24 protein-coding genes and 1 other annotated feature are annotated in these 25224 nt (G+C 64.9%); of the genes, 14 read left to right on the top strand and 10 right to left on the bottom strand.

What is annotated here, in order from left to right; genetic code table 11:
* Positions 1-16: 16 nt before the first annotated feature.
* From EZJ19_RS08435 to EZJ19_RS08420, 4 genes are read right to left on the bottom strand one after another with little or no spacing between them, the layout of a single operon-like run.
* Complete coding sequence (locus EZJ19_RS08435; protein ID WP_131446575.1) at positions 17-493, bottom strand: nuclear transport factor 2 family protein; 477 nt, start codon at positions 491-493, stop codon at positions 17-19.
* Between the two features lies 1 nt (position 494).
* Complete coding sequence (locus EZJ19_RS08430; protein WP_206199371.1) at positions 495-839, bottom strand: hypothetical protein; 345 nt, start codon at positions 837-839, stop codon at positions 495-497.
* Positions 840-850: 11 nt separating this feature from the next.
* A complete protein-coding gene (locus EZJ19_RS08425; RefSeq protein ID WP_131446573.1) occupies positions 851-2056 on the bottom strand; it encodes an aromatic ring-hydroxylating oxygenase subunit alpha in 1206 nt (401 codons plus the stop codon).
* A gap of 34 nt (positions 2057-2090) precedes the next feature.
* Positions 2091-3413: an acetamidase/formamidase family protein gene (locus EZJ19_RS08420; RefSeq protein ID WP_131446571.1), complete on the bottom strand. Its 1323-nt coding sequence runs from the start codon at positions 3411-3413 to the stop codon at positions 2091-2093.
* Positions 3414-3691: 278 nt separating this feature from the next.
* On the opposite strand from EZJ19_RS08420, the gene EZJ19_RS08415 reads away from it, so the two are divergent.
* On the top strand, positions 3692-5179 hold the full coding sequence (locus EZJ19_RS08415; RefSeq protein WP_165873522.1) for a PAS domain S-box protein: 1488 nt from the start codon (positions 3692-3694) through the stop codon (positions 5177-5179).
* Complete coding sequence (locus EZJ19_RS08410; protein WP_131446567.1) at positions 5176-5814, top strand: response regulator transcription factor; 639 nt, start codon at positions 5176-5178, stop codon at positions 5812-5814. Before EZJ19_RS08415 ends, EZJ19_RS08410 begins: the two co-directional genes overlap by 4 nt.
* A 51-nt stretch (positions 5815-5865) precedes the next feature.
* Here the strand turns inward: EZJ19_RS08410 and EZJ19_RS08405 are convergent, their stop codons facing one another.
* Positions 5866-6789: a LysR family transcriptional regulator gene (locus tag EZJ19_RS08405; RefSeq protein ID WP_131446565.1), complete on the bottom strand. Its 924-nt coding sequence runs from the start codon at positions 6787-6789 to the stop codon at positions 5866-5868.
* A 139-nt stretch (positions 6790-6928) separates the two neighbouring features.
* Between EZJ19_RS08405 and EZJ19_RS08400 the strand changes: the two genes are divergently transcribed.
* The 4 genes from EZJ19_RS08400 to EZJ19_RS08385 all read left to right on the top strand — a co-directional run bounded on the left by EZJ19_RS08400 (position 6929) and on the right by EZJ19_RS08385 (position 9763).
* Positions 6929-7687 (top strand): SDR family NAD(P)-dependent oxidoreductase, encoded by a 759-nt coding sequence (locus EZJ19_RS08400; protein WP_206199370.1) that lies wholly within the window; start codon positions 6929-6931, stop codon positions 7685-7687.
* 224 nt (positions 7688-7911) lie between these two features.
* Positions 7912-8802 carry a nitrogenase iron protein gene (nifH, locus tag EZJ19_RS08395; RefSeq protein ID WP_131446561.1) on the top strand — a complete coding sequence of 297 codons (891 nt, stop codon included), beginning with the start codon at positions 7912-7914 and terminating at the stop codon, positions 8800-8802.
* A gap of 11 nt (positions 8803-8813) precedes the next feature.
* The gene (locus tag EZJ19_RS08390; protein ID WP_131446559.1) at positions 8814-9014 is read left to right on the top strand and encodes a 4Fe-4S dicluster domain-containing protein; all 201 of its coding nucleotides are present in this window, start codon (positions 8814-8816) and stop codon (positions 9012-9014) included.
* An 8-nt stretch (positions 9015-9022) separates the two neighbouring features.
* Positions 9023-9763 (top strand): dinitrogenase iron-molybdenum cofactor N-terminal domain-containing protein, encoded by a 741-nt coding sequence (locus EZJ19_RS08385; protein WP_131446557.1) that lies wholly within the window; start codon positions 9023-9025, stop codon positions 9761-9763.
* A 1-nt stretch (position 9764) separates the two neighbouring features.
* Here the strand turns inward: EZJ19_RS08385 and EZJ19_RS15855 are convergent, their stop codons facing one another.
* Positions 9765-10115, bottom strand: a complete 351-nt coding sequence (locus EZJ19_RS15855) for a NifB/NifX family molybdenum-iron cluster-binding protein (RefSeq protein WP_165873521.1) — start codon at positions 10113-10115, stop codon at positions 9765-9767.
* 352 nt (positions 10116-10467) lie between these two features.
* Here EZJ19_RS15855 and EZJ19_RS08375 point away from each other — a divergent pair, with 352 nt between their 5' ends.
* Positions 10468-11433, top strand: coding sequence for an aldolase catalytic domain-containing protein (locus EZJ19_RS08375; protein ID WP_131446553.1), 966 nt, complete (start codon positions 10468-10470; stop codon positions 11431-11433).
* Between the two features lie 641 nt (positions 11434-12074).
* Here the strand turns inward: EZJ19_RS08375 and EZJ19_RS08370 are convergent.
* From EZJ19_RS08370 to EZJ19_RS08360, 3 genes are all read right to left on the bottom strand, one after another.
* Positions 12075-12611 carry a DUF2058 domain-containing protein gene (locus tag EZJ19_RS08370; RefSeq protein ID WP_131446551.1) on the bottom strand — a complete coding sequence of 179 codons (537 nt, stop codon included), beginning with the start codon at positions 12609-12611 and terminating at the stop codon, positions 12075-12077.
* 413 nt (positions 12612-13024) lie between these two features.
* A complete protein-coding gene (locus EZJ19_RS08365) occupies positions 13025-13627 on the bottom strand; it encodes a dTMP kinase (protein ID WP_131446549.1) in 603 nt (200 codons plus the stop codon).
* On the bottom strand, positions 13624-14967 hold the full coding sequence (locus EZJ19_RS08360) for a B12-binding domain-containing radical SAM protein (protein WP_165873520.1): 1344 nt from the start codon (positions 14965-14967) through the stop codon (positions 13624-13626). The genes EZJ19_RS08365 and EZJ19_RS08360 overlap by 4 nt, the downstream gene beginning before the upstream one ends.
* Before the next feature lie 232 nt (positions 14968-15199).
* Between EZJ19_RS08360 and EZJ19_RS08355 the strand changes: the two genes are divergently transcribed.
* The 3 genes from EZJ19_RS08355 to EZJ19_RS08345 all read left to right on the top strand — a co-directional run bounded on the left by EZJ19_RS08355 (position 15200) and on the right by EZJ19_RS08345 (position 19395).
* Positions 15200-16051: a hypothetical protein gene (locus EZJ19_RS08355; protein ID WP_131446545.1), complete on the top strand. Its 852-nt coding sequence runs from the start codon at positions 15200-15202 to the stop codon at positions 16049-16051.
* A gap of 30 nt (positions 16052-16081) precedes the next feature.
* Positions 16082-17319, top strand: a protein-coding gene (locus EZJ19_RS08350; protein WP_131444734.1) for an IS3 family transposase whose coding sequence is annotated in 2 segments (ribosomal slippage) — positions 16082-16379 and positions 16379-17319 — 1239 coding nt in all. Because the reading frame shifts where the segments join, the coding sequence is not laid out codon by codon here.
* Positions 16369-16485 (top strand) — a sequence feature (AL1L pseudoknot). Its footprint overlaps the gene before it by 117 nt.
* A gap of 405 nt (positions 17320-17724) precedes the next feature.
* Positions 17725-19395, top strand: a complete 1671-nt coding sequence (locus EZJ19_RS08345; RefSeq protein WP_131446543.1) for a hypothetical protein — start codon at positions 17725-17727, stop codon at positions 19393-19395.
* 409 nt (positions 19396-19804) lie between these two features.
* Here the strand turns inward: EZJ19_RS08345 and EZJ19_RS08340 are convergent, their stop codons facing one another.
* Positions 19805-21463, bottom strand: a complete 1659-nt coding sequence (locus EZJ19_RS08340; protein ID WP_131446541.1) for a fatty acid--CoA ligase — start codon at positions 21461-21463, stop codon at positions 19805-19807.
* A gap of 159 nt (positions 21464-21622) precedes the next feature.
* Here EZJ19_RS08340 and EZJ19_RS08335 point away from each other — a divergent pair, with 159 nt between their 5' ends.
* The 4 genes from EZJ19_RS08335 to EZJ19_RS08320 all read left to right on the top strand — a co-directional run.
* Positions 21623-22711 carry an ABC transporter substrate-binding protein gene (locus EZJ19_RS08335; RefSeq protein ID WP_131446539.1) on the top strand — a complete coding sequence of 363 codons (1089 nt, stop codon included), beginning with the start codon at positions 21623-21625 and terminating at the stop codon, positions 22709-22711.
* Between the two features lie 25 nt (positions 22712-22736).
* The gene (locus EZJ19_RS08330) at positions 22737-23777 is read left to right on the top strand and encodes an ABC transporter substrate-binding protein (RefSeq protein WP_131446537.1); all 1041 of its coding nucleotides are present in this window, start codon (positions 22737-22739) and stop codon (positions 23775-23777) included.
* The gene (locus EZJ19_RS08325) at positions 23768-24475 is read left to right on the top strand and encodes a GTP-binding protein (RefSeq protein ID WP_131446535.1); all 708 of its coding nucleotides are present in this window, start codon (positions 23768-23770) and stop codon (positions 24473-24475) included. Before EZJ19_RS08330 ends, EZJ19_RS08325 begins: the two co-directional genes overlap by 10 nt.
* Positions 24472-25224: ATP-binding cassette domain-containing protein (locus EZJ19_RS08320; RefSeq protein ID WP_131446533.1), on the top strand; the 753-nt coding region annotated here is incomplete at its 3' end. The genes EZJ19_RS08325 and EZJ19_RS08320, both read left to right, overlap by 4 nt.

Below are 25224 nucleotides of genomic sequence, written 5' to 3'. Positions count from 1 at the left end.
TCTGTTCAATCTGGATTCAGTTCGCCGACGGCAGGGTTTTCCAGCCCTCGGCGTGCGGACTCATCAACTTCAGGTGCAGCCTGACGTGGCTGAACGACCAGCTGCCTGCCGCCTTGCTCAGCGTGCTTTCGTACCAGCCGCCGATCCAGTTGGCCTCGCCGTCCGCCACCCTGGCCAGTTCCCAGAGGTACCAGTGGCACCGGGCGGAACGGCCGTCCGGCGCCACCTCGACCAGGGGCGAGACCATGTAGTGCAGGGACCAGCGGATGGCCTCCCGGCCGATGCGCGCCAGTTCGTCGGCGATCTCGCGGCGGCCGCGGTAGTGGCCGAAGCCTTCGCAGACCCACTCGGCGTCGTCCGCGAACAACGGCCCGAGGATCGCCGGGTCGTTGTTGCGGTCGGCGCCCAGGGCGTAGGTGGCGACCATGGCCCGGATCGCCTCGATGTCCTCGAGGCGGGCGATGCGGTCGGCGAGGGCGGCTGGCGTGTCCATGTCAGACGGCCAGCGCGCCGTGGTCGGCCACGAAACGGGTTTCGTCGAAGCTGTGCGGGACCTTGGGGTTGCCGCCGTAGAGCTCGATGTGCGGCGCCACCTCGGCCAGCGACAGGGCCAGGCAGAACAGGCGTTCGGCCTCGGGCGGCAATTCGCCGAGCGGATACTTGTCGACGTAGGCGAGGATGTCTTCGAGGCGCGGCAGCATGGCTTCGTAGAAGGCCCGCAGCTCGCCCTTGCTGGCGCTGATCCGCTTCTGCTGGCGGGCGTTCTGGGTCGGCAGCGCCCAGCTGGCGACCAGCGGTTCGAGCACTTCGAAGGACTTGGGCAGGGACAGGTCGTTCATGATCGGATTCCTTATTTCGTTTCCATATAGGCTTCGAGGGCGTGGTAGCCGTGGCGGATCAGGACCTCGTCGTCCTGCAGGTGCATCCACTGCTTGGCGCCGGATTCGAGCGCGGTCTGGGTGTCTTCCATGGTCGCGGTGTCCTCCAGCCAGGCGTTGCGCTGCAGGCACTGCGCGTGTTCGAGGGCCCAGCGCTGGCTGTTGGTCTTGGCCGGGCGGACGTAGTACTTGCCTTCCCAGAGGGTACGGTTATGCGAGATCGGCCAGAACTGGTGGGTGAACCAGATGCCTTCGGAGATGTGCAGGAGCAGGTTGGGGAAGAGCACCGAGAGCTCGAACGAGAAGTCTTCCCGGCGCTCGGGGTTGACCGAGGGCGGCAGCATCGAGGTGCCGCGCCGGGCCACCAGGGAACCGGTCGCCAGGGCGTTGGCGATCTTCGCCACCGGCGTCGGATCGTTCTTCAGCGACAGGCAGATGGCGGTGGTGCGGTGCGGGCCGAACAGTTCGACGTTCTGCAGGCCGGACGAGAACACGTTCGGGAACGAGCCGGCGTGGATCGTCGCCACGTGGTAGGCCTCGGCGAAGGCGTCGTGCGCCACCTTCCAGTTGCAGTCCAGGTAGGTGTAGTAGCTGAAGCACTCGGAAATCTCGTGGTAGGGGAAGCCGGCCAGGTGGGTGCCGATGCCGTCCAGGTATTCCTTCAGGGGCACGACGCTCTCGGCGGGGTCGAGGTTGACGAAGATGAAGCCTTCCCAGACGTCGGTGTGGACGGCGGTCAGGGAATTCTTCTCGCGCTCGAAGCAGGCGTGGAACTTCTCCTCCTCGGGCACCTGCACCAGCTTGCCCTCGGCGTTGTAGACCCAGCCGTGGAAGCGGCAGGTGACCACGGCGGCCTTGTTGCGGCCGAAGGTCTCCTCGCCGGTCTCGACGATGACCTTGTTGCCGCGGTGGGAGCAGGTGTTGTGGTAGCCGCGGATCTGGCCGTCCTTGCCGCGGATGAGGATGACCGAGGTCTTGGCGAAGGCCAGCTTCTTGACCTTGAAGTCGCCGGGATTGGCGATCTCCTCGACGCGGCCGACCTTCAGCCAGGTCTTCATGAAGACCTTTTGGCGCTCCTTTTCGAAGAATTCGGGAGAGACGCAGGGTTCGACCGGGATCGGGCCGGTACCCAGTTCCGGGTACTTCGCCGCCCAGCGCAGTTCAGCGGGTGCATTCATGGAAAACTCCTTGAGTGGGAAAGGGGGAAGGGTGTCAGTTGCCGTCGAGGCCGTACTGGGCGCGCACGAGATGGCCGATGCCGAGGCGGTCGATGATGCTCATCGGGCACATGAAGGTGACGCGCACGACGCCGGGCAGGCGGCTGATCTCGATGGAACCGGTGATCGTCGCACGGTTGAGGATCTCGTCCGGCGCCAGGCCGGTGGTCCGGGCGGCGCGGTCGACGCCGTTGTGGGTGGCCTCGTTGAGCGTGCGGCCGCTGCCGATGAAGGTGATCGGGGCGTTCTCCTCGATGGTGGCCTGGCCGTAACGCTTGGCCAGCGCCTGGACCGCGGCGCGCTGCGCGGCGTTCATCGGCCGCGCCATGGGCGGCAGGTCGTCGGGACGCTGGAGCAGGATGGGGCCGTCGATCGCCAGGCCCTTGATGACCTCGACCTCGACTTCGGTGACCCCGGACACGTCGGTGGCGTGGCCGGCCACTTCGCCGTTGCCCTGCTGGGCGTGCATGTCGCCCATGTAGATGCCGGCGCCGGGCACCTTGACCGGGCAGATGACGATGGCGCCGGCGCGGACCGAGTTGGTGTCCATGTGGCCGTCGGTCTTGTGCGTGTCCAGCTCCTCCTGGGTCATCGCATAGGTGTGCGGGGCGTCGACCAGGAAGGCGCCGAAGTCGCCGGCGTTGTGCGAGTCGGGCATGTCCTTCGAGGGCGTGGTGCCGATGTTGCCGAGGAACGGCTGCATGTGGGCCGGCAGGCCGACGATGTCGGCGCGCGCCAGGGCCAGGATGGAATGCTGCTCGGCCGCCGCCGGCAGGCAGGACTTCTCGCTCGCCTGCTCGGCCAGCTTGTCGGCGATGCGCTTGTCGACCGTCAGGGAGACCTGGTTGTCCTGGTCGAGCACGATCACGTAGCCGTTGGCGAAGCGGAAGGCGTTCACCTCGGCGCCGCAGACGTCGCAATGGACGGCGTGGTCGCCGATGCCCTCGAGGTGGGTGGGCGGGCTCATGGTGCCGCAGTTGGGGCAGAGCTTGGCGACGAACGGATCGCCCAGGTAGCTGCCTTCGACGAAGGACATGACGCCCGACGAGGTGGCCAGCGAGGTGACTTCCATGGTCTTGATCTTGATCGCCACGGCATCGCCGATCTCGGCGCCGTCGACGGCGACCGGCTGGGACACTTCGTGGCCGCCCTGGAACTTGGGCGTGATCATCGGCCCCCAGCACCCCGGCGGGGTGCCGACCCGGATGGTGCCGCCGCTGGCGACCGGGCCCAACATCTTGTTGCCGGGGCCGACGATGCCCCGGGTGTAGCTGCTTACTGTCACCGTCTGCTGCGGCACGCTGTCATTCTGAGCCATAGGATGGTTCCCTTAACGGTTGCTGCCTTCGGCCAGCGAGGCCCGGTCGGGGCCTGCTAATATCCGAGAGGCAAGTTCGGTTTGCACTGCCTGGTCGCACCCCCGAAGCCCGCCTCGACATGCCGCCGGAAACTGGCCGGAACGGCGTTTTCGAGAGGGCCCGGAATGTGGTTCCAAGGCTAAGCAGGGCAGGAGAACCGGTAAATCGGGCGACTTATCTAAGCCGATAGGTACTAGTTCTTATCGGCATCGGGCTCCGGTCGCGGGAAACTATGCGGATGCGCAGCACAACCAACTATCAAGACGTCTTCGACCACGCGAACGACGCGATCTTCATCCACGACGAGGAGAGTGGCGAAATCCTCGATGCCAACCGGATGGCCGGCCGCATCACCGGTTTCCCCGTGCCGATCCTGCGCAAGATGCGGGTCGGAGACCTGAGCGCCCGCGACAAGGGCTGCGACAGCCTGGGCGCGCTGATGCACATCCACCGCGCCGTCGACGAAGGGCCGCAGCTATTCGAATGGTGGCTGCGCCGGCCGGACGGCAGCGAACTGCCGACCGAGGTCAACCTGAAGCGGATCATCTCGAACGGTTATCCGCGCGTGATCGCCCTGGTCCGCGACATCCGCGACCGCAAGCGCGCCGAGGAGCAACTGGTCGCGCGCGAGGCCTACTATCGCCGCCTGATCGCCAATATCGGCGACGGCATCGCCATCCTCGACCGCGAGGGCACCGTGCGCTGGGTCGGGCCGTCGATCCGCAAGGTCCTCGGCTTCCGCGAGCGCGAAGTGCGCGGCCGCGGCATCTTCGAACGCGTCCACCAGGACGACATCCCGCAGTTGCAGGAACAGCTCGCCCAGCTCGGCCGCTGCTCGGGCAACGAGGGCTGTTTCCGCTACAACATCCAGCACCGCGACGGCAGCTGGCGGATCATCGAAGGCACCTGCGTCAACCTGCTCGAGGACGAGCACGTCGACGGCCTGCTGGTGACCTTCCGCGACATCACCCTCCGCATCGAGGCGGAGGAGCGCATCCGCCAGCGCGAACTGGAGCTCAGCCACATGGCCCGGCAATCGACCACCGGGGAGATGGCCTCGGCCCTGGCGCACGAGCTCAACCAGCCGTTCTTCGCGATCATGAACTTCCTCGGCGGCGCGATCCGCCGCGCCAAGGCGGGCCGGCTGGACAACGACACCCTGCTCGAAGTGCTGGAGAACACACGCGCCCAGGCCGAACGCGCCGGGCGGATCATCCGCACCGTGCGCAATTTCACGCGCAAGAGCAACTTCCACCGGGAGCTGGTCGACATCCGGAAGATCGTCGAGGAGATCGCCCCGTTCATCGACATCGAGGCCCGCGCCCAGCGCGTGTCGGTGCGATATCGCCTGCTCCGCGAGGCCGCCATGGTCAACTGCGACTGGGTGCTGATCGAGCAGGTGATCTCGAACATCGCCCGGAACGGCATCGAGGCGATGGTCGACACGCCGATCGGCCAGCGCCAGCTCATCCTGAACACCCACATCACCGCCGCGCACAGCGTCGTCATGTCGATCGAGGACCGCGGCCACGGCCTGCCCTGGACCAACCCGGACCGCATCTACGACGCGTTCTACACCACCAAGAAGGAAGGCCTGGGCATCGGCCTTTCCCTGTGCCGCTCGATCATCGATTCCCACGGCGGCCATCTGTGGGCGACCAAGGGCAGCGGCGGGGGCGCCAAGTTCAGCTTCAGCCTGCCGCTCGTACCGGACAAGCCGGCATGACCAACAAGCTCGTCCACCCGCCCGCGACACCCTGCGTATACGTCGTCGACGACGACGACGGCGTGCGCGAATCCCTGCGCTGGCTGCTCGATTCGGTCGGCCATCCGGTCAAGGTGTTCCGCAACGCGCGCGAATTCCTCGACGGCTACGACCCCGAGCAACCGGGTTGCCTGCTGCTCGACATCCGCATGCCGCTGATGGGCGGCTTCGAGCTGCAGGAGCGCCTGCGCGCGGAAAACCTGCCGCTGCCCATCCTGTTCCTGACCGGCCACGGCACCATCCCGATGTCGGTGCGCGCCATGCGCGCCGGCGCCTTCGACTTCATCGAGAAGCCGTTCTCCGACCAGGCCCTCCTGGAGCGTGTCCAGGAGGCCGTCAACCATGCCGCCGAACTGTATCGCCAGCAACGCCACCTGCAGTACTTCAACCAGCACCTGTCGAAACTCTCGCCGCGCGAACACGAGGTCCTCGACTTGATGATGGAAGGCATGTCGAGCCGGCAGATCGGCGAGGAGCTGGGCATCAGCAAGAAGACCGTGGAAGTGCATCGCTGCCACATCCGGGAAAAGCTGGGCATCGACTCGATCGCCGAACTCGTCCGCATGGTGCTGAAGAACAACGGCATGCAAGGCTGACGGGGCCGTTGCCGCCACTAGGCGGGCCCGGTCGCGGCGGCTGCCGCCGGCTCAGTCCGGGGCCGGCCGCCCGGCCAGGTGGGGCCGCATGATCTCCTCCAGCCAGGCCATGAAGACGCGGGTCCGGGCGGCGACGTGGCGGCGGTTGCCGTACAGCAGGGTCACCGGGAGAGGGGCCGGCCGGTAGTCGGGCAGGATCTCGACCAGGCTGCCCTGGTCGAGGTAGGGCCGCAGGCCGAAGTCGGGCGCCTGGATGATGCCCAGGCCGGCCAGGCAGGCGGCGCGGTAGGCATCCGAGTTGTTGACCGCGATGCGTCCGGCCATGGCGACGCGGCGGGTCTCGCCGCTCGCCGCATCGAGGTATTCGAAGCCGCCGTCGCGGTCGCCCAGGGCGTCGGCGTAGTGCACCAGCCGGTGCCCGGCGAGGTCGGCCAGGCCCCGCGGCGTGCCCCGCTCGGCCAGGTAGCCGGCGCTCGCGCAGTTGATCTGGCGGTAGCCGCCGAGCGGCCGGGCCACCAGGCTGGAGTCGTCCACCGGCCCGGCGCGCAGGACGCAGTCGAAGCCCTCGCTGACGACGTCGACGCGCCGGTCCGTGGCGCTCAGCTCGATCTCGATGCCCGGATGCCGGGCCAGGAATTCCGGCAGCCGCGGGATCACGATGCCGTAGGCGGTGCCGACCGGCATGTCGACGCGCAGGCGCCCGCGCAGGTCGGCCGGCGCCGAGCGGAACAGGCCCTGCAACTCCTCCAGGTCGGCCAGCAGGTCCTTGCAGCGCTCGTAGTAGACCTGGCCGTCCTGGGTCGGGCGCACCCGGCGCGTGGTGCGGTGCAGCAGGCGGCTGCCCAGCAGCCCCTCCAGGTGCCGGACGGCCTGGGACACCGAGGACTTGGGCAGGCCAAGGTCCTCGGCGGCGCGGGTGAAGCTGCCGGTCTCGGCCACCCGGAGGTAGATGCGCATGGCCTCGAGCTGATTCATGTCATCCCGGCATTGTTCGGATTTTTCAAACAGTCCTATCAAGACTAGCCGATTTATCCGCGCATGGGCGGCCAATACAGTGGCGCCATGGCCCCGACGCGGGCCGATACCGACCATCCGAGACAGCAAGGAGATGAACATGGACAAGCGCATCGCCATCGTCACCGGCGGCAGCCGGGGCCTGGGCCGCAACACCGTACTGAACCTGGCGCGGGCCGGCGTCGACGTCATCCTCACCTACCGCACGCAAGCCGCCGAGGCCGCCGCCGTCGTGGCCGAGGCGGAACGCCTGGGCGCCCGCGCCCTGGCCCTGCCGCTCGACGTCGCCGACAGCGCCGGCTTCGCCGCCTTCGCCGAGCGGGTGCGGGCGGCCCTCCTGGAGCACTGGCAACGCGACCGCTTCGACTTCCTGGTCAACAACGCCGGCATCGGCGTCCACGCCGGTTTCGCGGAGACCACCGAGGCCCAGTTCGACCGCCTCTCGGCCATCCACTTCAAGGGGGTGTACTTCCTCACCCAGGCCCTGCTGCCCCTGCTGGCGGACGGCGGCCGCATCGTCAACGTGTCCAGCGGGCTGACCCGTTTCGCCCTGCCGGGCTACGCCGCCTACGCCGCGATGAAGGGGGCGGTCGAGGTGCTGACGCGCTACCTGGCCAAGGAACTGGGACCGCGCGGCATCACCGTCAACGCCATCGCCCCGGGCGCCATCGAGACCGACTTCGACGGCGGCGCGGTGCGCGACGACGCCCGGATCAACGGCTTTGTCGCCTCGGTGACGGCGCTCGGCCGGGTTGGCGTGGCCGACGACATCGGCCCGGTGGTCGCCCAGCTGCTCGGCGACGGCAACCGCTGGGTGACCGGCCAGCGCATCGAGGTGTCGGGGGGCATGTTCCTCTGAACGGCGGCTCGGGCGGGGTGCGAATCCGGGCCGCACATTCGCGAACCTTCGCGGCGGCATCGTTCGCCCAGGTACGTAAGGCGCCCGGCGCGGCTTCCGGTCGATCCGGCCGGAAGCCGGCGATATCCAGTGTTGAAGCGGCCTGCGGGCCATTTCCGGGCAGTTGGCACAGCCCTTGCGAAAGGGCGCTGGCTTGTTCATTCATTCACTCACAGGAGATCACCATGGCCCTGCGTCAATGCGCCATCTACGGCAAGGGTGGCATCGGCAAGTCCACCACCACCCAGAACCTGGTCGCCGCCCTCGCCGAGGCCGGCAAGAAGGTCCTCATCGTCGGCTGCGACCCGAAGGCCGATTCCACCCGCCTGATCCTGCACTCCAAGGCCCAGACCACCGTCATGCACCTGGCCGCCCAGGCCGGTTCCGTGGAAGACCTGGAACTCGAAGACGTCCTCGCCACCGGCTACGGCGGCGTCAAGTGCGTCGAGTCCGGCGGTCCGGAGCCGGGCGTCGGCTGTGCCGGCCGCGGCGTCATCACCGCCATCAACTTCCTGGAAGAGGAAGGCGCCTACGAGGAAGACCTCGACTTCGTGTTCTACGACGTGCTCGGCGACGTGGTGTGCGGCGGTTTCGCCATGCCCATCCGCGAGAACAAGGCCCAGGAAATCTACATCGTCTGCTCCGGCGAGATGATGGCCATGTACGCCGCCAACAACATCTCCAAGGGCATTCTCAAGTACGCCAAGACCGGCCAGGTACGTCTGGCCGGCCTGATCTGCAACAGCCGCAAGACCGACCGCGAAGACGAGCTGATCATGGCCCTGGCCGCCAAGCTGGGCACCCAGATGATCCACTTCGTGCCGCGCGACAACGTGGTGCAGCACGCCGAGATCCGCCGCATGACCGTGATCGAGTACGACCCGAAGGCCAAGCAGGCCGACGAGTACCGTGCCCTGGCGCAGAAGGTGATCAGCAACACCAAGTTCGTCATCCCCAACCCGCTCACCATGGACGAGCTGGAACAGCTGCTCATGGACTTCGGCATCATGGAGGCGGAAGACACCTCCATCATCGGCAAGACCGCCGCCGAGGAAACCACGGCCTGCGCCGCCTGAGGGGAACCGCCATGGCGATGACCATCGACCTCGACCAGTGCACCGCCTGCGGCGACTGCGAGCCGGTCTGCCCGACCGGCTCCGTCAAGGTGGTGAAGGGCAGCTACCGGATCGAAGCCGAGAGCTGTACCGAGTGCGTGGGCGACTACGACGACCCGCAGTGCCTCGCGGTGTGCCCGATGGAAGGCAGCATCCTGCCTTTGGCGGCCTGAGGCCGGCCATGGCCGGCCTGGCGCGCGAGCTCGCCCTGCGCATCGGCCTCGCGGCCCGGGCCCTGCCGGGTCCGGGCCTGCCCGGCCTGATGGCGGCCCTGGTCGACGCCCTGGGCGTGCCGTTCAGCGCCGCCAAGTTCGCCCAGCTCACCGTCGGCCGCCTGCGCACGGCGGCCGGCGGCGTGCTGGCCGAGGCGCCGCGCGCCGCCCTGCGCGAGGCCCTGGGCCACCTGCAAGGACGCATCCCGGTGGTCATCGCCGACGCCCCGGCGCCGGCCCTCGACCCTTGCCGCGACGGCGCCATGCCCGGTTCCATCCGGGTGGCCGTCGCCAGCGACGGTGGCGAGCTGGCCGACGGCCATTTCGGCCATTGTCGCGCCTACCTCGTTTACCAGGTTTCCGCTCGGGAACTCCGTCTCATCGATTACCGCTACGCCCCGGAGCCGGGCGCCAAGTCGGCGCGTGGCGCCGCCCACGTCGCCCTGGTCGGCGACTGCCATCTCGTCTACGGCCGGGTCCTGGGCAACCAGGCCACCGCGCAACTGATGCACGCCGGCGTTCATCCGGTGTGCGCACCGGAAGGCGGCCCCGCGCGCGACCGGCTGCGCCCGTTGCAGGCCATCCTGCGCGGCCACCCGCCGCCCTGGCTGGCGCGCGCCATGGGCACGCGCGGCTGGGTCATGCCGGCGTCCGGAAACGCCGGCCTGAGGCTGGCCGGCCAGCCGTCCGTGCGGGCCCTGCCGCACTGACTCAAGCGGCGGCGCGCCCCGCGTACCAAGCATTAGGCGAATCCAGCACGGCCCCGTACGGGTAGTCGTCCACCGCGGCGATGCCGGCCTCGGCCAGCCTGGCGCGCGGCCCGTCGCCGACCCGGGCGACGAAGCAGGCGACGCAATCCGCCAGCACGCGCACGATCACTTCCCGCTTGTCCTCGTCGCCGTAGCCGCCCTGGCAGTAATGTTCCACCTCGCGGTGTTCCAGGAAGCGCGCCCCGGCGCCGTCCACCTCGTAGATGTCGAAACGGTCGGCATGGCCGAAATGCACGTCGATGCGGCCTTCGCCCTTGCCGGCGACGGCGACGCGGAGGGGGGATTCGGACATGGTGGCCTCCTCGGCTGATGGATACCGGTGAGGAGGAGCAAGTTTCCTGCCAGCGGAAGGAGGGGAAGTGTTCATGCCGGGGTGGTCGGACGGATGATCCCCGGCATTCGGTCCCGCGGGCGTCGCGTGCTTGCGAGGCATGGCTGAACGCGCGGTGTCTGGACCTGACGGCAGAAGCCGCTTCCTCTTTCTTGGCACCACGCCACGCCACGCCACGCCGAATCGGGACTGCCGCCGTTCGGCCGATCCAGCCATTCCGATTCCCGCGGCCTCTTTGGTGGATAATCAATGACTTCATCCGCTGCTTTCAGAACCCTGGCAGCGGCTTTGACCTGGCTGGAGGTGGAAGCAGATGTTCCGCAAAGAATTGAAAGTCCTGGATTGCACCATTCGGGACGGAGGCCTGATCAACAACTACCGGTTTTCCATGGATTTCGTGAAAGCGGTGTGGCGGGCCACCTGCGATGCCGGCGTGGACATCGTGGAACTGGGCAAGAAGCTGGCCGAGAGCGACGAGTACACCCGCGAGAAATACGGCCGCTGGAATTTCTGCGACGACGACGACCTGCGCGAAGTGCTCGATTCCCACCCCTGCGACAAGCCGCCCATGGTGGCGGTGATGTACGACGTGGGCCGGGTCGACGTGCGCGGCATGCGGCCCCGCGACCAGAGTCCCGTGGACATGGTGAGAACCGCCTGCTACGTACACCAGATCGATGCCGGGCTGGATCTGGTCAAGCGCAGCAAGGACCTGGGTTACCTGACCACCATGAACATCATGGCCGCATCCGCTTCCATCGAGTCCGAGCTGATCGAGGGCCTGCAGGAAATCGAACAGACTCCCGAGCTGGACTACCTGTATCTGGTGGACACCTTCGGTGCCTTTTACTCGGAGCAGGTCACCTACTATCTGAAGCTGTACCAACAGCACGCGCCCAGCAAGCCACTGGGTTTCCACGCCCACAACAACCAGCAACTGGCCTTCTCGAATACCCAGCAAGCCATCATCGACGGGGTCAACCTGCTCGATGCCACGATCAACGGCATCGGCCGCGGCGCCGGCAACTGCAACCTGGAACTGCTGCTGAACTTCCTCAAGAACCCCAAGTTCGATGTGCGTCCGGTTTACAAGGTGATCCAGGAGGAGTTCGTGCCCCTGCGCCGAGAGATCGAGTGGGGCTTCAACGACATCTACGGCATCAGCGGTTTTCTCAACCAGCACCCGCGCGATGCCATGAAGATACGTGCCAATCCCGAGCTGAAGGACCGCTGCTATGACTTCTACCTCAAGTCATTGCGGCTGGACCAAGGGGACTGAGTTAGTCCAAGAAAGACTGTTTGGCTCATGCCGGAGTTTGCGATGGGGTTGGCCGGCATGGGACGGTGGTGGTTGACCCTCGGGGAGAGAATTTTCTAAGCAAACAGGGGTGGTCGGAGCAGTCCGCACGACACGATGCAGGGCCTGACATTGGATTGCTCTACGGGGAGATTCCAAGATGAAGGTGAAGTGGGGCCTGTTGTGCGTCGCATGGCGTGCGCTAACGGGATGTGGCCCTTCGCCCGCTCCGCCACTTGCGGTCACAGTGGATGCCCGTAGCCCCCCGAATACAAAGGAGGTCTTGCGTCTCTTAATGCAGAATCTGGATGTGCCGTTGACGGTAGCGCCTAAGGACTAACAAGGCGCTCCACCGGACGGCGATTCCGCAACGTTTCATTGCCGCGGGGTGGTCCTACGTTGAGGGTCCACTTTCCCTGTCAGCGAAGGACTGCAAGGGGTCGAAAGTGGCCGCACACCACTCCCACCTTGTAGGTTGGCTCAGAGGCGGCTGACGCCGAAACGGTATCAAAATCGGAGGCGGCTTTGGCCGTGGTCCGGCCCCAGTGACTGCTGGGGCTGAACGTCCGGGTTAGGTTCGGAGTACGCGTCCGGCGGCATACCCCATCAGCTGCCCCTGCGGGCTACCACATCAAGTCATCCGGAACCTTGAAGTCGGCATACGGGTCATCTACCTCCACTTCATCGGTGGTCTTGTTTACCCGGACGACAAGTGAAGCGTCCCGTTCGGCGATCTTGTCCGCAATGACCTTGGGAACCAGTTCGGTGACGCCGTTCTGGCAGACAATCACCAAGTGTCCGGCGACGAGTTGCACCTGCACTTCGGCCGAAACATAGATGCGGTATATCTTGTTGCCGTGGGTGTAGTTGTAGGCGATGTCGCCAGCCCCCTTGCTCTGGCGATTCTGCTGAACCATCTGAGCGATCTGTGCCGCGATCGCCTTCTGGGTAGAAACCTCGTCGCGCTGCGCATTGAGTTCCCGCGCGCGCTCAGCATGCTTGCGCTGATTTTCGATAGCGGCCTGGCGGGCCACGTCGACGGTTTCCGTACCGGTCCGTCGTTCCGCCTTCTTTTGATTGCTCTTCTCGTGGTTGGCCTGTTTGACCTTCTTCTTGTCCACCAAGCCCGCCTTCAAGAACTGATCCTGCAAAGAAGCCATCCGTCCTGCTCCGATAAATTTGTGTCCTCTAGTCCTGGTGGCGACGCAAGCCACAGGAAACGCTCCCGCATAATAAAGGCGGCACCTTGAAAACAGGATCATCGCCTTCTATGAAACGTCAGATTACCGGACTTTCGTCAGGCAGTACCGAACCGTGCTCTCCAGCTTGAAGGGGGTCCGATTGTTTGGCGAACCAGCTACGGCAGCTATCAGGAAGGAATGCGAAGGCGTACTCTGAACCTTGAGCTGCCGGTCATGCAGCCGCCAATTGAGTCATTCAACCGGCAGCTGTACTCAGGAACCTGTCCCAAAGCCTAGGCGTGCTGCTCGGCCAAGCGCGGCGTCGATCGCTGAGTCTGACATGATCCGCAATGCTCCAGCGAACTGCCACTCAAAGCCGGATCAAGGACCGCCTATTCAAGCTGCATAGCGTGGGCGACGACCATCGAGGCGATCTCATCTATTGTCGCAATCGATGAGTCGATCCGGACCAACCTCCCAGTAACTTGATGATTGGCGCGCCTTTCATAACCACTGAGAAGTTGAGAGTGGGCAAAGGCACTCAACGTTTCGCGGTCAGCCGCTGAACATCCCCGTCCAAGCACTCTGTCTTGTCTCACAGCCCAAGGTGCGTCGAGGAACACCGTCAGGTCTGCGGGTAACAAGAGCTTTCCTACCGCATCATCAACGTCGAGTGTCGAGCCACGAAATTCTGCGTAGACCTGAGTGGAGAGAAAATATCGATCAAGCACAACGGATTGCCCGGAGGCGAGAAGCGCCCGGACGTCGGCGGATGCGGCCATTACTGTCGCCAGATAGAACAGTTGTGCGGCCTCCTGGTTGCCCTTCAAACTGCCAATAATTTCGTCGCGGTATATGCGGACTGCTTGGGTTGGCGTCGTCATGTAATGCGCGCCAAGTAGACAGGCCGTTCTCTTAGCGGCACTACTCTTTCCGGCTCCGTCGAGCCCCTCGAACACGATGAATACAGGTCTTTCATCCAATCTATTCATCATGCTTTACCCAGCGCGCGCAATTGCGAAACGTTCGAGGGATAGTCCGCACGTCCGGACAGGCTCATCAAGGCACGCAAACAGTCGGGGTGGTTTCCTTCTGTTTGGGCCAGTGCGCTGGCTATGCGCTCCATTTCCTGCCATTCCATGCGGCTGAAACTCCTTGCACTCACTACAATTGGCACCCTCCCCTCCATGGTCATGAATGACCAGTCATCGCGCTTCGCTTCCAATTCAGTGCCACGGAGCAGCAGTAATGGAAAGGCCTTGATTACGGGGATGCGTTGTCTCAGACACCAGTCCACTGAGGATTCAAACGATTCCAGCGTCTGCTCAGGGAGCCCATAGATCAGCGAAACCTCATGCCTGATGTTCGCGCGCCTGACCTTTTGCAATGTCTGCTCGACCTTTCGCATGTTGTTCGGACGACCGACCGCGAGGTATTCGCGCTTATGTATCGATTGCAGTCCAAATTCCAAGCTCACGTTGAGTGTCTTTGCCGCTTCCAGAAACCGGTCGTCAACCATCTCCAGCCGGCACTGCAGCGACAGCTCACCTTGAAAACCTCGCTGAGCGAATTGCTGCAAGATGTGAGGCGCACGTACAGGGTCACTATTGAAGATGGGGTCTAGTACTGATATGCGCTTGACCCCTACGTCGCAAAACAAATCGATTTCATCTTCGACACGCGAGTTGGACATCCTTGAGACAATTGTGTGTGCATTCGGCTGGCGGTGCTGGCAAAACGAGCAATGGAAGTTGCATCCTCGCTGTGTTTCCCAGTGCACGGAAGACTGTTTGCCGAGCTGAATCGTGCCATTCAGCCACGGCGATGGCAGTCTCACCATGTCCGTTTCGGCCTGCTCGCACAAGTCATCCTCGCCTGAGTAATGGATGCCTTTGATTCGGGGTCGTCCACGGGCTTGAACAAGCGCACACAGTGCCAGTTCAGCATGGCCACGGACAAACACATCAGCTTCAGGATAAATGTGATCAATCCCCGCGCCAGCATATGAAACCTGCGGTCCCCCCATGATAATTCGGCCTTGAAAGCCGTGGCTGCGCAGGCTACGCAGCAGATATTTCACATATTCGTCGTTCCAAACGTAAGCCCCAATCCCAATATCAACATGCTCCTGTGGAATACCCTCCAATTCCGCCAGGACACCGGCTACCAAGCCGTCAAGCGAGAACCCATCGTGGTTGACAGGGTTGATAACTTGACGCACGTCCACGTTGGTACAAAGCCTGAGAGCGGCAACCAACGACGCATGCCCGAGTGGCGCAAGATCGTCGTGTTTGCGCATCCATGGAAGGGCAATGATTACTAAGCGGCGCCTCATTTCGGCTTTCCTCCAGGTTATCTGACTGGTAGCTGGCACCCGCTGCATTCAGGCGGATGCCGGCGAGCACCTATTTCTTCAAAGCGGGGGGGTGTTACCACGCCCCTTGCCAGAAGGGTTGGGGGTCTTGCTGGACCAGTTGGGGTTGCTGTTGCTCATGGAACTTCTCCTTATGTCCTCTCGATGAATTCTTTGCGTTAGCTAGAGGAGGCTCCCGCCAGGTCAGTCGCTCATGCGCCTGATGAAGAGAACACTAGATTGGAAGTTTCACCACCGCCACATTATCTGCACCCGCTGTGCATTGGTGCAATATCCGTGCATATCATGGGTCGGTATCGCTATAGTTCACATCACGTCAAGTTGGAGAAATGCGATGCCGGGGCCAATCCGTGATGCCAAGAAATTTTCAGAGTACGAATCTTTCAATGAACTGGGTAAGGCATTACTTGACCATTACCCTAGCTCCAAGTGGGGAATGAAGAACCGCTCTCTTGGGAACAAACTCGGTGAACTGGACAGAGGCACCACGACTTGGTGGCGCAACAACCCAGACAAGGCGAAGTGCCTGGCGGAACTCCTAGAAATCACCTTGGAAGACCTTGGGTTGCATGAGAAGGCTGGCAATAGTGACTTCCACTTTCTGGAGTTTCCTGAACTGCCACCGCTTGATTTGAAGCGCGATGACGGTTGGAAGATTGGAGTTGAGGAACTTGATCCACTTCAGGACGTGGGCAGTGAGGGATTTCGCAAGGAGACCCTAGACGATTGGCTGGGGCCTTACCCCGCCTGGATTAGGCACCCGCCGATCGGCTTCAACTGGCTGAAGGTTTCAGACGATTTGAGCCGGCAGCTACTCGTGCAGAAACTAAGGGCGTCTGGACGTTACGAAGTTGTAGTTGCGGAGACCCTGGCTGCCGTAGCAATACGGCTGAAGAACTCGAAGCCGATCATCGTCGCGTTGGAGAAGGATGAAGGGGGCGATGACTTGGCTGCATTGGTGGAGCGCCCGGAGGATGCTGGCATCCTGATTATTGCTTCCTTCATGTTTGAACCACGCGAGGAAATGAACCGCCCCGGGTTTTGAGGAGGCTTCATCTCTTGAGAGAATGAAGCCATGAAGAGCAAGAAACCCACTCCGCAGTATTCCCCTGAAGTCCGTGAGCGGGCCGTCCGCCTGGTGCAGGAACACCGTGGCGAGTATCCCTCGCTGTGGGCGGCCATCGAATCGATTGCCCCGAAGATCGGCTGCGTTCCGCAGACGTTGCACGAATGGGTCAAGAAGCACGAGATCGATACCGGCCTGCGCGATGGCGTCACAACCGATGAGCGCGAACGCCTCAAGGCCCTGGAGCGCGAGAACAAGGAGCTGCGCAAGGCCAACGAGATTCTCAAGCTGGCGAGCGCGTTTTTCGCCCAGGCGGAGCTCGACCGCCGACTCAAGTCCTGATCGACTTCATCGACCGGCACCGAGAGGTCTACGGGGTCGAGCCGATCTGCAAGGTCTTGCGGATTGCCCCGTCCGGGTATCGGCGCCATACGGCGCAGCAACGCGACCCCCGCCTGCTTTCGGCTCGGGCCCAGCGCGATGCTGAATTGATCCCCGAAATCCAGCGCGTCTGGCACGCCAACATGCAGGTCTATGGGGCCGACAAGGTCTGGCGCCAACTGAACCGCGAAGGCATCCAGGTCGCCCGCTGCACGGTCGAGCGCCTGATGAGGCGGCTGGGACTGGCAGGCGTGCGGCGCGGCAAGGTCATGCGCACCACAATTCCCGACCATGCGGCCCCGTGCCCGCTTGACCGGGTCAACCGGCAGTTCAAGGCGGACCGTCCGAATCAGCTGTGGGTATCGGACTTCACCTACGTCTCGACCTGGCAAGGCTGGTTGTATGTGGCCTTCGTCATCGATGTGTTCGCCCGACGCATCGTGGGTTGGCGGGTCAGTCATTCGATGCGCACGGACTTCGTCCTAGATGCCTTGGAGCAGGCGCTGTACGCCCGGCAACCGGAACGAGCCGATGCCTTGGTGCACCACTCCGACCGGGGCTCGCAGTACGTCTCCATTCGCTACACCGAGCGGCTCGCCGAGGCCGGGATCGAACCCTCAGTGGGTAGCCGTGGCGACAGCTACGACAACGCCCTGGCCGAGACCATCAACGGCCTGTACAAGGCGGAACTGATCCACCGTCGGGCACCCTGGAAGAGTCGGGAAGCGGTTGAACTCGCCACCCTCGAATGGGTAGCCTGGTTCAACAACCACCGGTTACTTGAATCGATCGGCTATATCCCGCCGGCCGAGGCTGAGGCAAACTACTACCGTCGGCTCGCCGACACCACCGTGGAAGCCTCTTAACTTAAACCAATCAGCCTCCACAGAACCCGGGGCGGTTCAGAAACAAGTTCTGCGGAATGGATTAGTTGGGAAGCGAGAACCGCCTGGGGAAAAGAAGGGCGGAAATTCGACCTTACGGCGAGGCGTTGGTCACTACGACATCCACTTAAACGATGGGAACTCAAGAAGATCATTGACTGGCGGGAGCAGTTGCTTTCTTGGGTTGAACATCGCCTAGACCGCCGCAATGTTGATACCCACTTTAGTGCGGAGGCTGTCCGAGAATGGCTGAAATCCTTTGATCCGGCGGAACTATGGTTCTGTACTACGTCCGACTTACTGCAACTGTGCCACCTTGTGCACCGCCACTCGGAGAAGCGTCTGCCGAAGGCTACAGATACACAAGCTGGCGCCCATTTGGCTCAGATGCTATTCGAGAAAGAACCGGTAGCCAAGCTGTACGCGATGGAAGAGCTGTCGGGGTTGCGGTGGCAAAGTAAGCTGCCTTGGGCGGGGACATTATCACTTAGGGAATGGCTAGAAATATCGGGGGGAACGAGAGCTATTGCTTCTCGAACAAATCTCGACGAGATCGTTGCCGGAAAGACTGTTCGGGAACGGAAAGAAATCGCGGATCACGTCGCTGTCTTGATGGCGCTCGGCAATCCGCATGCCCTACTAGAAAGCGGCCTGCTAAAGGAAGTTACGCGAGGGGCGTTCGATTACCAAAACCGTACCTTTGTTCGTTTGCTGGTCAGGGACAAACTGATGGCCCAAATCGCTAATGATCCATTAAGCACTTGGGCGCTGAATTGTTTCGACCCGACTCGGCGCACTCTTATCGATGCTGCACTGGACGCAGTCCCCATGGATTCACTGATCAAGGCCGCTAACCGTCTAAGAGACGAGTCCGGCGATTCGGCTCAGTCCTTGGCCGGCGCCGAGGCGCTGTTTATTGCAGTCGGAAGACGAATTGCAAAGCAGGAAGACATTCCGAGCACCTTACATTCCGTAGCGAGTCAGGTGATCCGGCACCTCGATACGTCTGACGATTTGATGTTGGTCAAGCCTTGGACCCACCCAATGGAAACCTTCGATGACCAGCTGGCTTGGCTATGTGCGTGCTGGTCATGGAGTCTGTTGCCGGAAACGGCTGTTGATGGTGTTCCTGGTTGGTTGTTTCCGGGTTGGGTGAAGGGAGCGACAGACGTGCCCTATTGGCTTGAGCAGTTGATGCCTGATAGGAAGGCCGAGGAATTGTCGTCTGGCTTGATGGCGTATTGGCAGGTGTTGGTTGAGTGGACCAAAGAAATTGACTGTCCCGGTGAATCATGGCCGGCGATGATGGTCGCCCCGTTCCTGGTCAAGGCAATGAAAGGCGGCTTGCCGGCCCAAAGTACTTGGTGGAGGAAATTGATCGGGCAGAATTGGGCTGAAAAGTTGCTCCTCGAATGCTGCAAGCAGATTGGTAAGGATGCCGCTTCGCACGTGTGGCCGAGCTTCGTTATGGCAGAGCGGGAAGTGGCCGAAAGACCAAACAAGGAAGAGGATAACGAACCACCCCTGTACAAGTTCGAGCATTCCCGTATTCGATTCTGGCTAGTTGGACACCTGAAGCCTGCAGAAGTACTGCGTGGGCTGAGCCAAGACGACCTCGTCTATCTGGCGCATCGGCCGGAATCTCTGCCACCGGAGGTAAGAGCGGACTTACTGTTGTCCGTGAAGGACTGCCTGCCCTTTATGGGGGGTCGAGAGAGTCGGAGTTTTTTCGAACGTTTCGGATTTCACGCTGCCTCTGCAGTAGAGGTTTTCCTCGGGCAGGAAACGCTGCTCGGCAGTCTCGCTGGTGAATATCTGTGGCGTTGGAATCCGAAGCGTGCGCTTAATCTTCTGGGTGACAAGGACGCTGTGGCCACTAATGTGCGGAATGCGCTGTATTGGGGTTGCACTCCACAGTATTTCCCCCAAGCCTTGGCGATACTCGCGAATGATCCCGAAGTTTTCGACCGGGAGGAGCGGCAACGTTGGGTTAGGAAATATTTACCTAATGCCGGACTGCATGCAGTTCCTGCGTTAGGGCTCTTAATGGCCGAGTAGACGATCGACATCGCGTGGATTTCTGTACTCATTGAGGCCAAGCGGCAGGTCATCGTCCTATTACCAACTGATTTGGGCCGCAGGCCCAAGGCCGGCTTTGGGCAACCAGCTTTCTGCTGGCAGATGCATTAGGCGACCGCTTCCCTCAGATACCGGCCCTACAGCCTTTCACGCAGTGGCAGTCCGGTGTGAGGCGAAATGGTGAGTTCGCTTCAGAGGAAAGCTGACGTTCCCGCCCCCGAGGTCGTGAACGACTGCAATCCGCACCAGAGCTGCCGCTCATCAGGCGCCTGCTAACGGACCGGATTGGCCAAGAGGCCGAAGTCCAGCGCACAGGCGCCTCACACCACCTCGGCCTTTTGGGACCTCCCAACTCCAACCGGTTCGGCCCGCGCCCGCGGCCCCCCACTCACAACGTCAGCGCGTCCGGGTCGGCTCGCATCAGGCGCTTGTTCATCTTGCCGATGCTGGTCTTGACCAGCGTCTTGACGAAGCGCACCTGGAGCAGCACGCCGTAGCGGGAGATGCCCTGGGCCTCGATCTCCTGGGCCGCGAAGTGGCGCAGGGCGTGCTCGGTGATCTTGCCGACGAACTCGGGGTTCAGCAGCACCAAGGCGAGCGGGCGTTCGCCCCACTTGTCGTCCGGGATGCCGATGACCGCGACTTCGTTGACCGCTTCGTGCTTGGCCAGCACGTCCTCGAGCTGGAGCGAGGAGGTCCATTCGCCGCCGGTCTTGATGACGTCCTTCATGCGGTCGGTGACCTTCAGGTAGCCGGCCGGGTCGATGTTGCCGATGTCCGCCGTGTGCAGGTAGCCGCCCGCCCAGAGTTCCTCGGAGGCTTCGGCGGCGCCGACGTAGCCCTGGGTCAGCCAGGGCGCGCGCACGACCACCTCGCCGGTGCTCTTGCCGTCGTGGGCGACGTCGCGCATCGCGTGGTCGACGATGCGCAGGTCGACCAGCGGCAGCGGCAGGCCGGTCTTGGCCCGGATGATGGCCTGTTCCTCGCTCGACCGGCCCATGTGCGCGCTGGACAGGTGGGCGACGGATAGCACCGGGCAGGTCTCCGACATGCCGTAGCCGGTGAACAGGTCGATGCCGCGCTTGGCCGCCGTCACGGCCATGGCCTCGGGCATGGCGGAGCCGCCGATCAGCACCTTCCAGCGCGAGAAGTCGGTGGTCTTGGCGAGGGCGTGGCCCAGCACCATGTGGAATATGGTCGGCACGCAGTGCGAGAAGGTGACGCCTTCCTCGCCGATCAGCCGGCAGATCACGTCGGGCTGGTAGCGCCCCGGGTAGACCTGCTTCAGGCCCATCATGGTGGCCAGGTAGGGGAAGCCCCAGGCGTGCACGTGGAACATGGGCGTCAACGGCATGTAGACGTCTTCGCGGTGGATGTGGCCCTGCCGGGGCGCCGGGCCGAGCGAGGCGGCGCAGCCCAGGGTGTGCAGCACCAGCTGCCGGTGGCTGAAGTAGACGCCCTTGGGTTCGCCGGTCGTCCCGGTGGTGTAGAAGGTGGTCGCCTGGGCGTTCTCGTCGAAATCGGGGAAGTCGTAGTCGGGGCTCGCCGCGGCCAGCATGGCCTCGTACTCGGCCGCCAGGGGCACGGGCAGGTCCAGGCGCAGGTCGTCGTCGGCCATCAGCACGAAGGTGCGCACCGTGGCGAGCCGGCTGGCGATCTGCTCGACGATCGGGATGAATTCCTTGTTGAACAGGAGCACGTCGGCGCGCGCGTGGTTCAGGGTGTAGAGGATCTGTTCCGGGCTCAGGCGCACGTTCACGGTCTGCAGGACGGCGCCCATCATGGGGATGGCGAAGAAGCATTCCAGGTAGCGATGGCTGTCCCAGTCCATCACGGCGACCGTCTGGCCCGCCTCGACGCCGAGCCCGGCCAACCCGCTGGCGAGGCGGCCGATGCGCCGGTCGAGCTCGCGGTAGGTGTAGCGCACCCGGCCCTGATAGGTGATCTCCTGATCCGGCGCGATCGTCCTCGGGGTGGTCAGCAGGTGCTTGATGAGCAGGGGGAAGCGGTAGGCCGAGGGGGCGGAGGGGACGAGCTTGATCGCCATGGTGATTTCCTCATTACGAGGCCACGCATTATTGCGCAAATTTCGGACGATCTACTCCGTTTTTGCGCCGTTCCCGGCCGGGCGGCTGGTCCGCATCTTGCGTGGGTGCCGGGGACGGCGGGGCGTTCCCGCCGACCCACCCGGACCCCCTTGGCGCCCATGACCGAAACGTTGCCTATCCCGCCCGACAGCGCCGCCGCGCGCCGGAACCGCCGCTTCCGCCGCCTGCTGGATACCCTGCCCATCCTGCTCGCCGGGCTGGTCTGCCTGAGCGAGTTGCCCCGGGCCGCCGGGCCGGCGCCCGCCGCCGCGCCGGCCGGCCCGGCCCGGGTGGCCGGGGCCGCGCAGCGGGTGGGCACGCCGGGCATCTCGCTCGCCTCACTGGTGCTGGCCCTGGGCGGCCGCGACAAGCTGGTGGCCATCACTCCGGAGGTGCGCGCCAACCCCTGGCTGAACCGGGTCGCGCCGGCCAGCGCCGGCCTGGCGACGCCGTTCACCCGGCCGGCCGGGGCGAACCTGGAGGCCCTGCTCGCGGCCCGGCCCGACCTGGTGGTCCTGTGGGGCGACGACACGCCCCTGGGCCGGCGCCTGGCGCAGGTCGGCATCCCCGTGCTGGGCCTGTCCTACACGACGCCGGAGGCTCTGATCGCCGCCGCGCTCCGGCTCGGGCGCGCGCTCGGTCCGGCCGAGTCCGCCCGTGCCGAGGCCTTCGCGGCCTATTACCGCGGCAACCTGGCCCGGGTCGCGGCCGGCCTCGCCGGCCTGCCCGAGGCGGCCAAGCCGCGCGTCTACTACGCCTCGGTGATGCCGCTCTACACCGAGGGCGCCGAGTCCATGGTGAACGCCTGGATCGAGGCGGCCGGCGGCGTCAACGTGGCCGCCCGGGCCGGCCTCCACGGCGACGGCCTAGTCCACCTGGAGGACCTGCTGGCCTGGAACCCGGACGTCATCGTCAGCCTCGACGCGGCCCAGCAGCGGGCCATCCTGGCCGACCCGCGCTGGCGCCGGATCAGGGCCGTGCGGGACGGCCGCGTGCTGGTCAATCCCAAGGGCATCAACGCCTGGTGCACGCGCGCCGCGGAGGCGGCCCTGCAGGTACTTTGGGCCGCCAAAGTGTTCCATCCGGAACGATTCGCCGACCTCGACCTGGACCGGGAAACGCGCCGCTTCTACGCAGAATTCTACGGTTACGCCCTCACCGACGATGAGCTGGCCCGGGTCTTGCAGGGACGGCCACCGAGACCTTGAACGCCGTCACGGCAAGGAGCCGCCCATGATCGCCAGCCCCCCCACCCGCCTAGGCAGCGGAGCCGCGCCCGACCTGGGCCGGCTGGATTTCCTCGGCCGCATGCCCATCCCCCTGCGCCGCGCCTTCAAGGCCGGCCTCGACCGCACGGTCGCCGAACGGCGCGCCGCCGACGGTACCGAACTCGATTGCTGCTTCCTGTCCGGCGCCGAGTGGTACACGCCCTTCGACGGCCTCGCCCGGGCGCCCGCCGAGGGCCTGCCCGGCATGCTGGTGACCACCTTCTACCACGACATCCTGGCGCCCGGCCTGCTCGGCCATTACGCGCCCGGCCCGGCGGCGCGCCGGAGCCCCATGCACCCGGCCTGCGCGGCGGCCGGCCTGGCCGACCCCGAGCACGTGTTCCGCACCTTCGCCGCCATCCCGTTCGTCTTCCTGGTCGACGAGAAGCGCCTGGCCGGGCGCCCGGCGCCCCGGGTCTGGGAAGACCTGCTGCACCCGCGCTGGGCCGGCGACGTCGTGTTCGGCGGCTGGCGCCCGAACGAACGCGTGCCCTACCAGGAATACAACAGCTACCTGCTACTCAACCTAGTGCGGGAATACGGCCTGGCCGGCCTGGAGGCCTTCGCCGCCAACGTCAAGCACCTGCAGCACAACGTGCGCACCGCCACCCAGGCCGGCTCCAACAGCCGCGACGTCGGCGCCGTGGCCGTGCTGCCCTGGCTGCAGGCCGAGCTGTGCCCGCGCCGGGAACGCACCCGCGTGGTCTGGCCCGAGGACGGCGCCATCGCCATGCCCATCGGCTACCTGGTCAAGGCCGCCGCCGAGGCCCGGGTCGCGCCCCTGGTGGACTACGTCGCCGGGCCGGAGCTGGGCCGGGTGCTGGCCCACAACCGCTATCCCGCCAGCCACCCGGACGTCGCCGGCGCCTTCCCGGACGGGGCGCGCCTGAAGTGGCCGGGCTGGGACTACGCCCGCCATCACGACGTCGCCCGCGAGAGCCGGCGCGCCGCGGACATCTTCTTCGCCGCCTGGCAGCGCGGCCGGGAGGTGCGGGCATGCGGCTGATCACCGTCGCCGGGTCGCCCTCGGTGGGCAAGACCTCGGTCATCCTGCGCCTGGCGGAGGTGCTGCGCGACGACGGCCTCAAGGTCGGCGTCGCCAAGTTCGACTCCCTGTCCACCTCGGACGACGCCCTCTTCGCCCAGAAGGGCTTCCCGGTCGCCACCGGCCTGGCCGGCGCGCTCTGCCCGGACCACTACTTCGTCTCCAACATCGAGGACTGCCTGGCCTGGGGCGCGCGCCAGGGCCTGGACATCCTGCTGTCCGAGAGCGCCGGCCTGTGCAACCGCTGCTCGCCGCACATCGACGGCGTCCTCGCCATCTGCGTGGTGGACGCCCTGGCCGGCGTGCACACGCCCAAGAAGATCGGCCCCATGCTGCGCCTGGCCGACCTGGTGGCCATCACCAAGGGCGACATCGTCTCCCAGGTCGAGCGCGAGGTGTTCGCCTACCACGTGCGCCTGGCCAACCCCGGCGCCCGTGCCCTGTTCTGCAACGGCATCACCGGCCAGGGCGCCGCCGACCTGGCCCGCGAGGTCCTGCGCGCGCCGGCCACCGACGCCCTGGAGGGCCAGCGCCTGCGCTTCCCCATGCCGGCCGCGGTGTGCCCCTACTGCGTCGGCGAGACCGCCATCGGCGAGAACCACCAGAAGGGCAACGTCAAGAAGATGCGCTTCGCCGACCTCGCCGAGGTGGCGCCATGAACGCCGCCATCCCGACCCGGACCGCCGCCGCCCAGCTGGCCCGGATTCCCCTCGACGCCCTGCTCGCCGAGCACGCCTGCGTCGCCGACTTCATCGCCTCCCTGGGCCTGGCCGCCGCGCCGGCGCCGGTGCCCCTCGGGACCTGGCTGGCGCGCCTGCCCGACGAGGCGGTGTTCGACGCCGGCATGGAGCGCGACCAGATGCTCGCCCACATCGGCCGCCTGATCGACGAGGTGGCGGCCATGGCCCGGCACGCCGGCGAGCGGGTCGCCAGCCTGACCCTGATGGGCGGGCGCGACAAGAGCGGTCGGCCGGAGAACGTCGAGCTGACCCTGCGGGCCGGCGAGATCGTCTGCATCGTCGGCCCCACCGGCTCGGGCAAGAGCCGGCTCCTGGCCGACATCGAATGCCTGGCCCAGGCCGACACGCCGACCGGGCGCCGGGTCCTGGTCGACGGCGCGCTGCCGGCCGAGGACCGGCGCTACGCCCTGGACCGCAAGCTGGTGGCGCAGCTGTCCCAGAACATGAACTTCGTGGTCGACCTGACGGTGCGCGAGTTCATCGACATGCACGCCCGCTGCCGCATGGTGGCCGACCCCGAGGCCATGGCCGAGCAGGTCATCGCCTGCGCCAACGACCTCACCGGCGAGAAGTTCGCCCCCGAGGTCTCGGTCACCCAGCTCTCGGGCGGCCAGACCCGCGCCCTCATGATCGCCGACGCGGCCCTGCTGTCGGCCTCGCCGGTGGTC

Source organism: Parasulfuritortus cantonensis (assembly GCF_004337445.1).
GTDB lineage: Bacteria > Pseudomonadota > Gammaproteobacteria > Burkholderiales > Thiobacillaceae > Parasulfuritortus > Parasulfuritortus cantonensis.
This window is presented reverse-complemented; position numbering and strand designations above follow the sequence as displayed.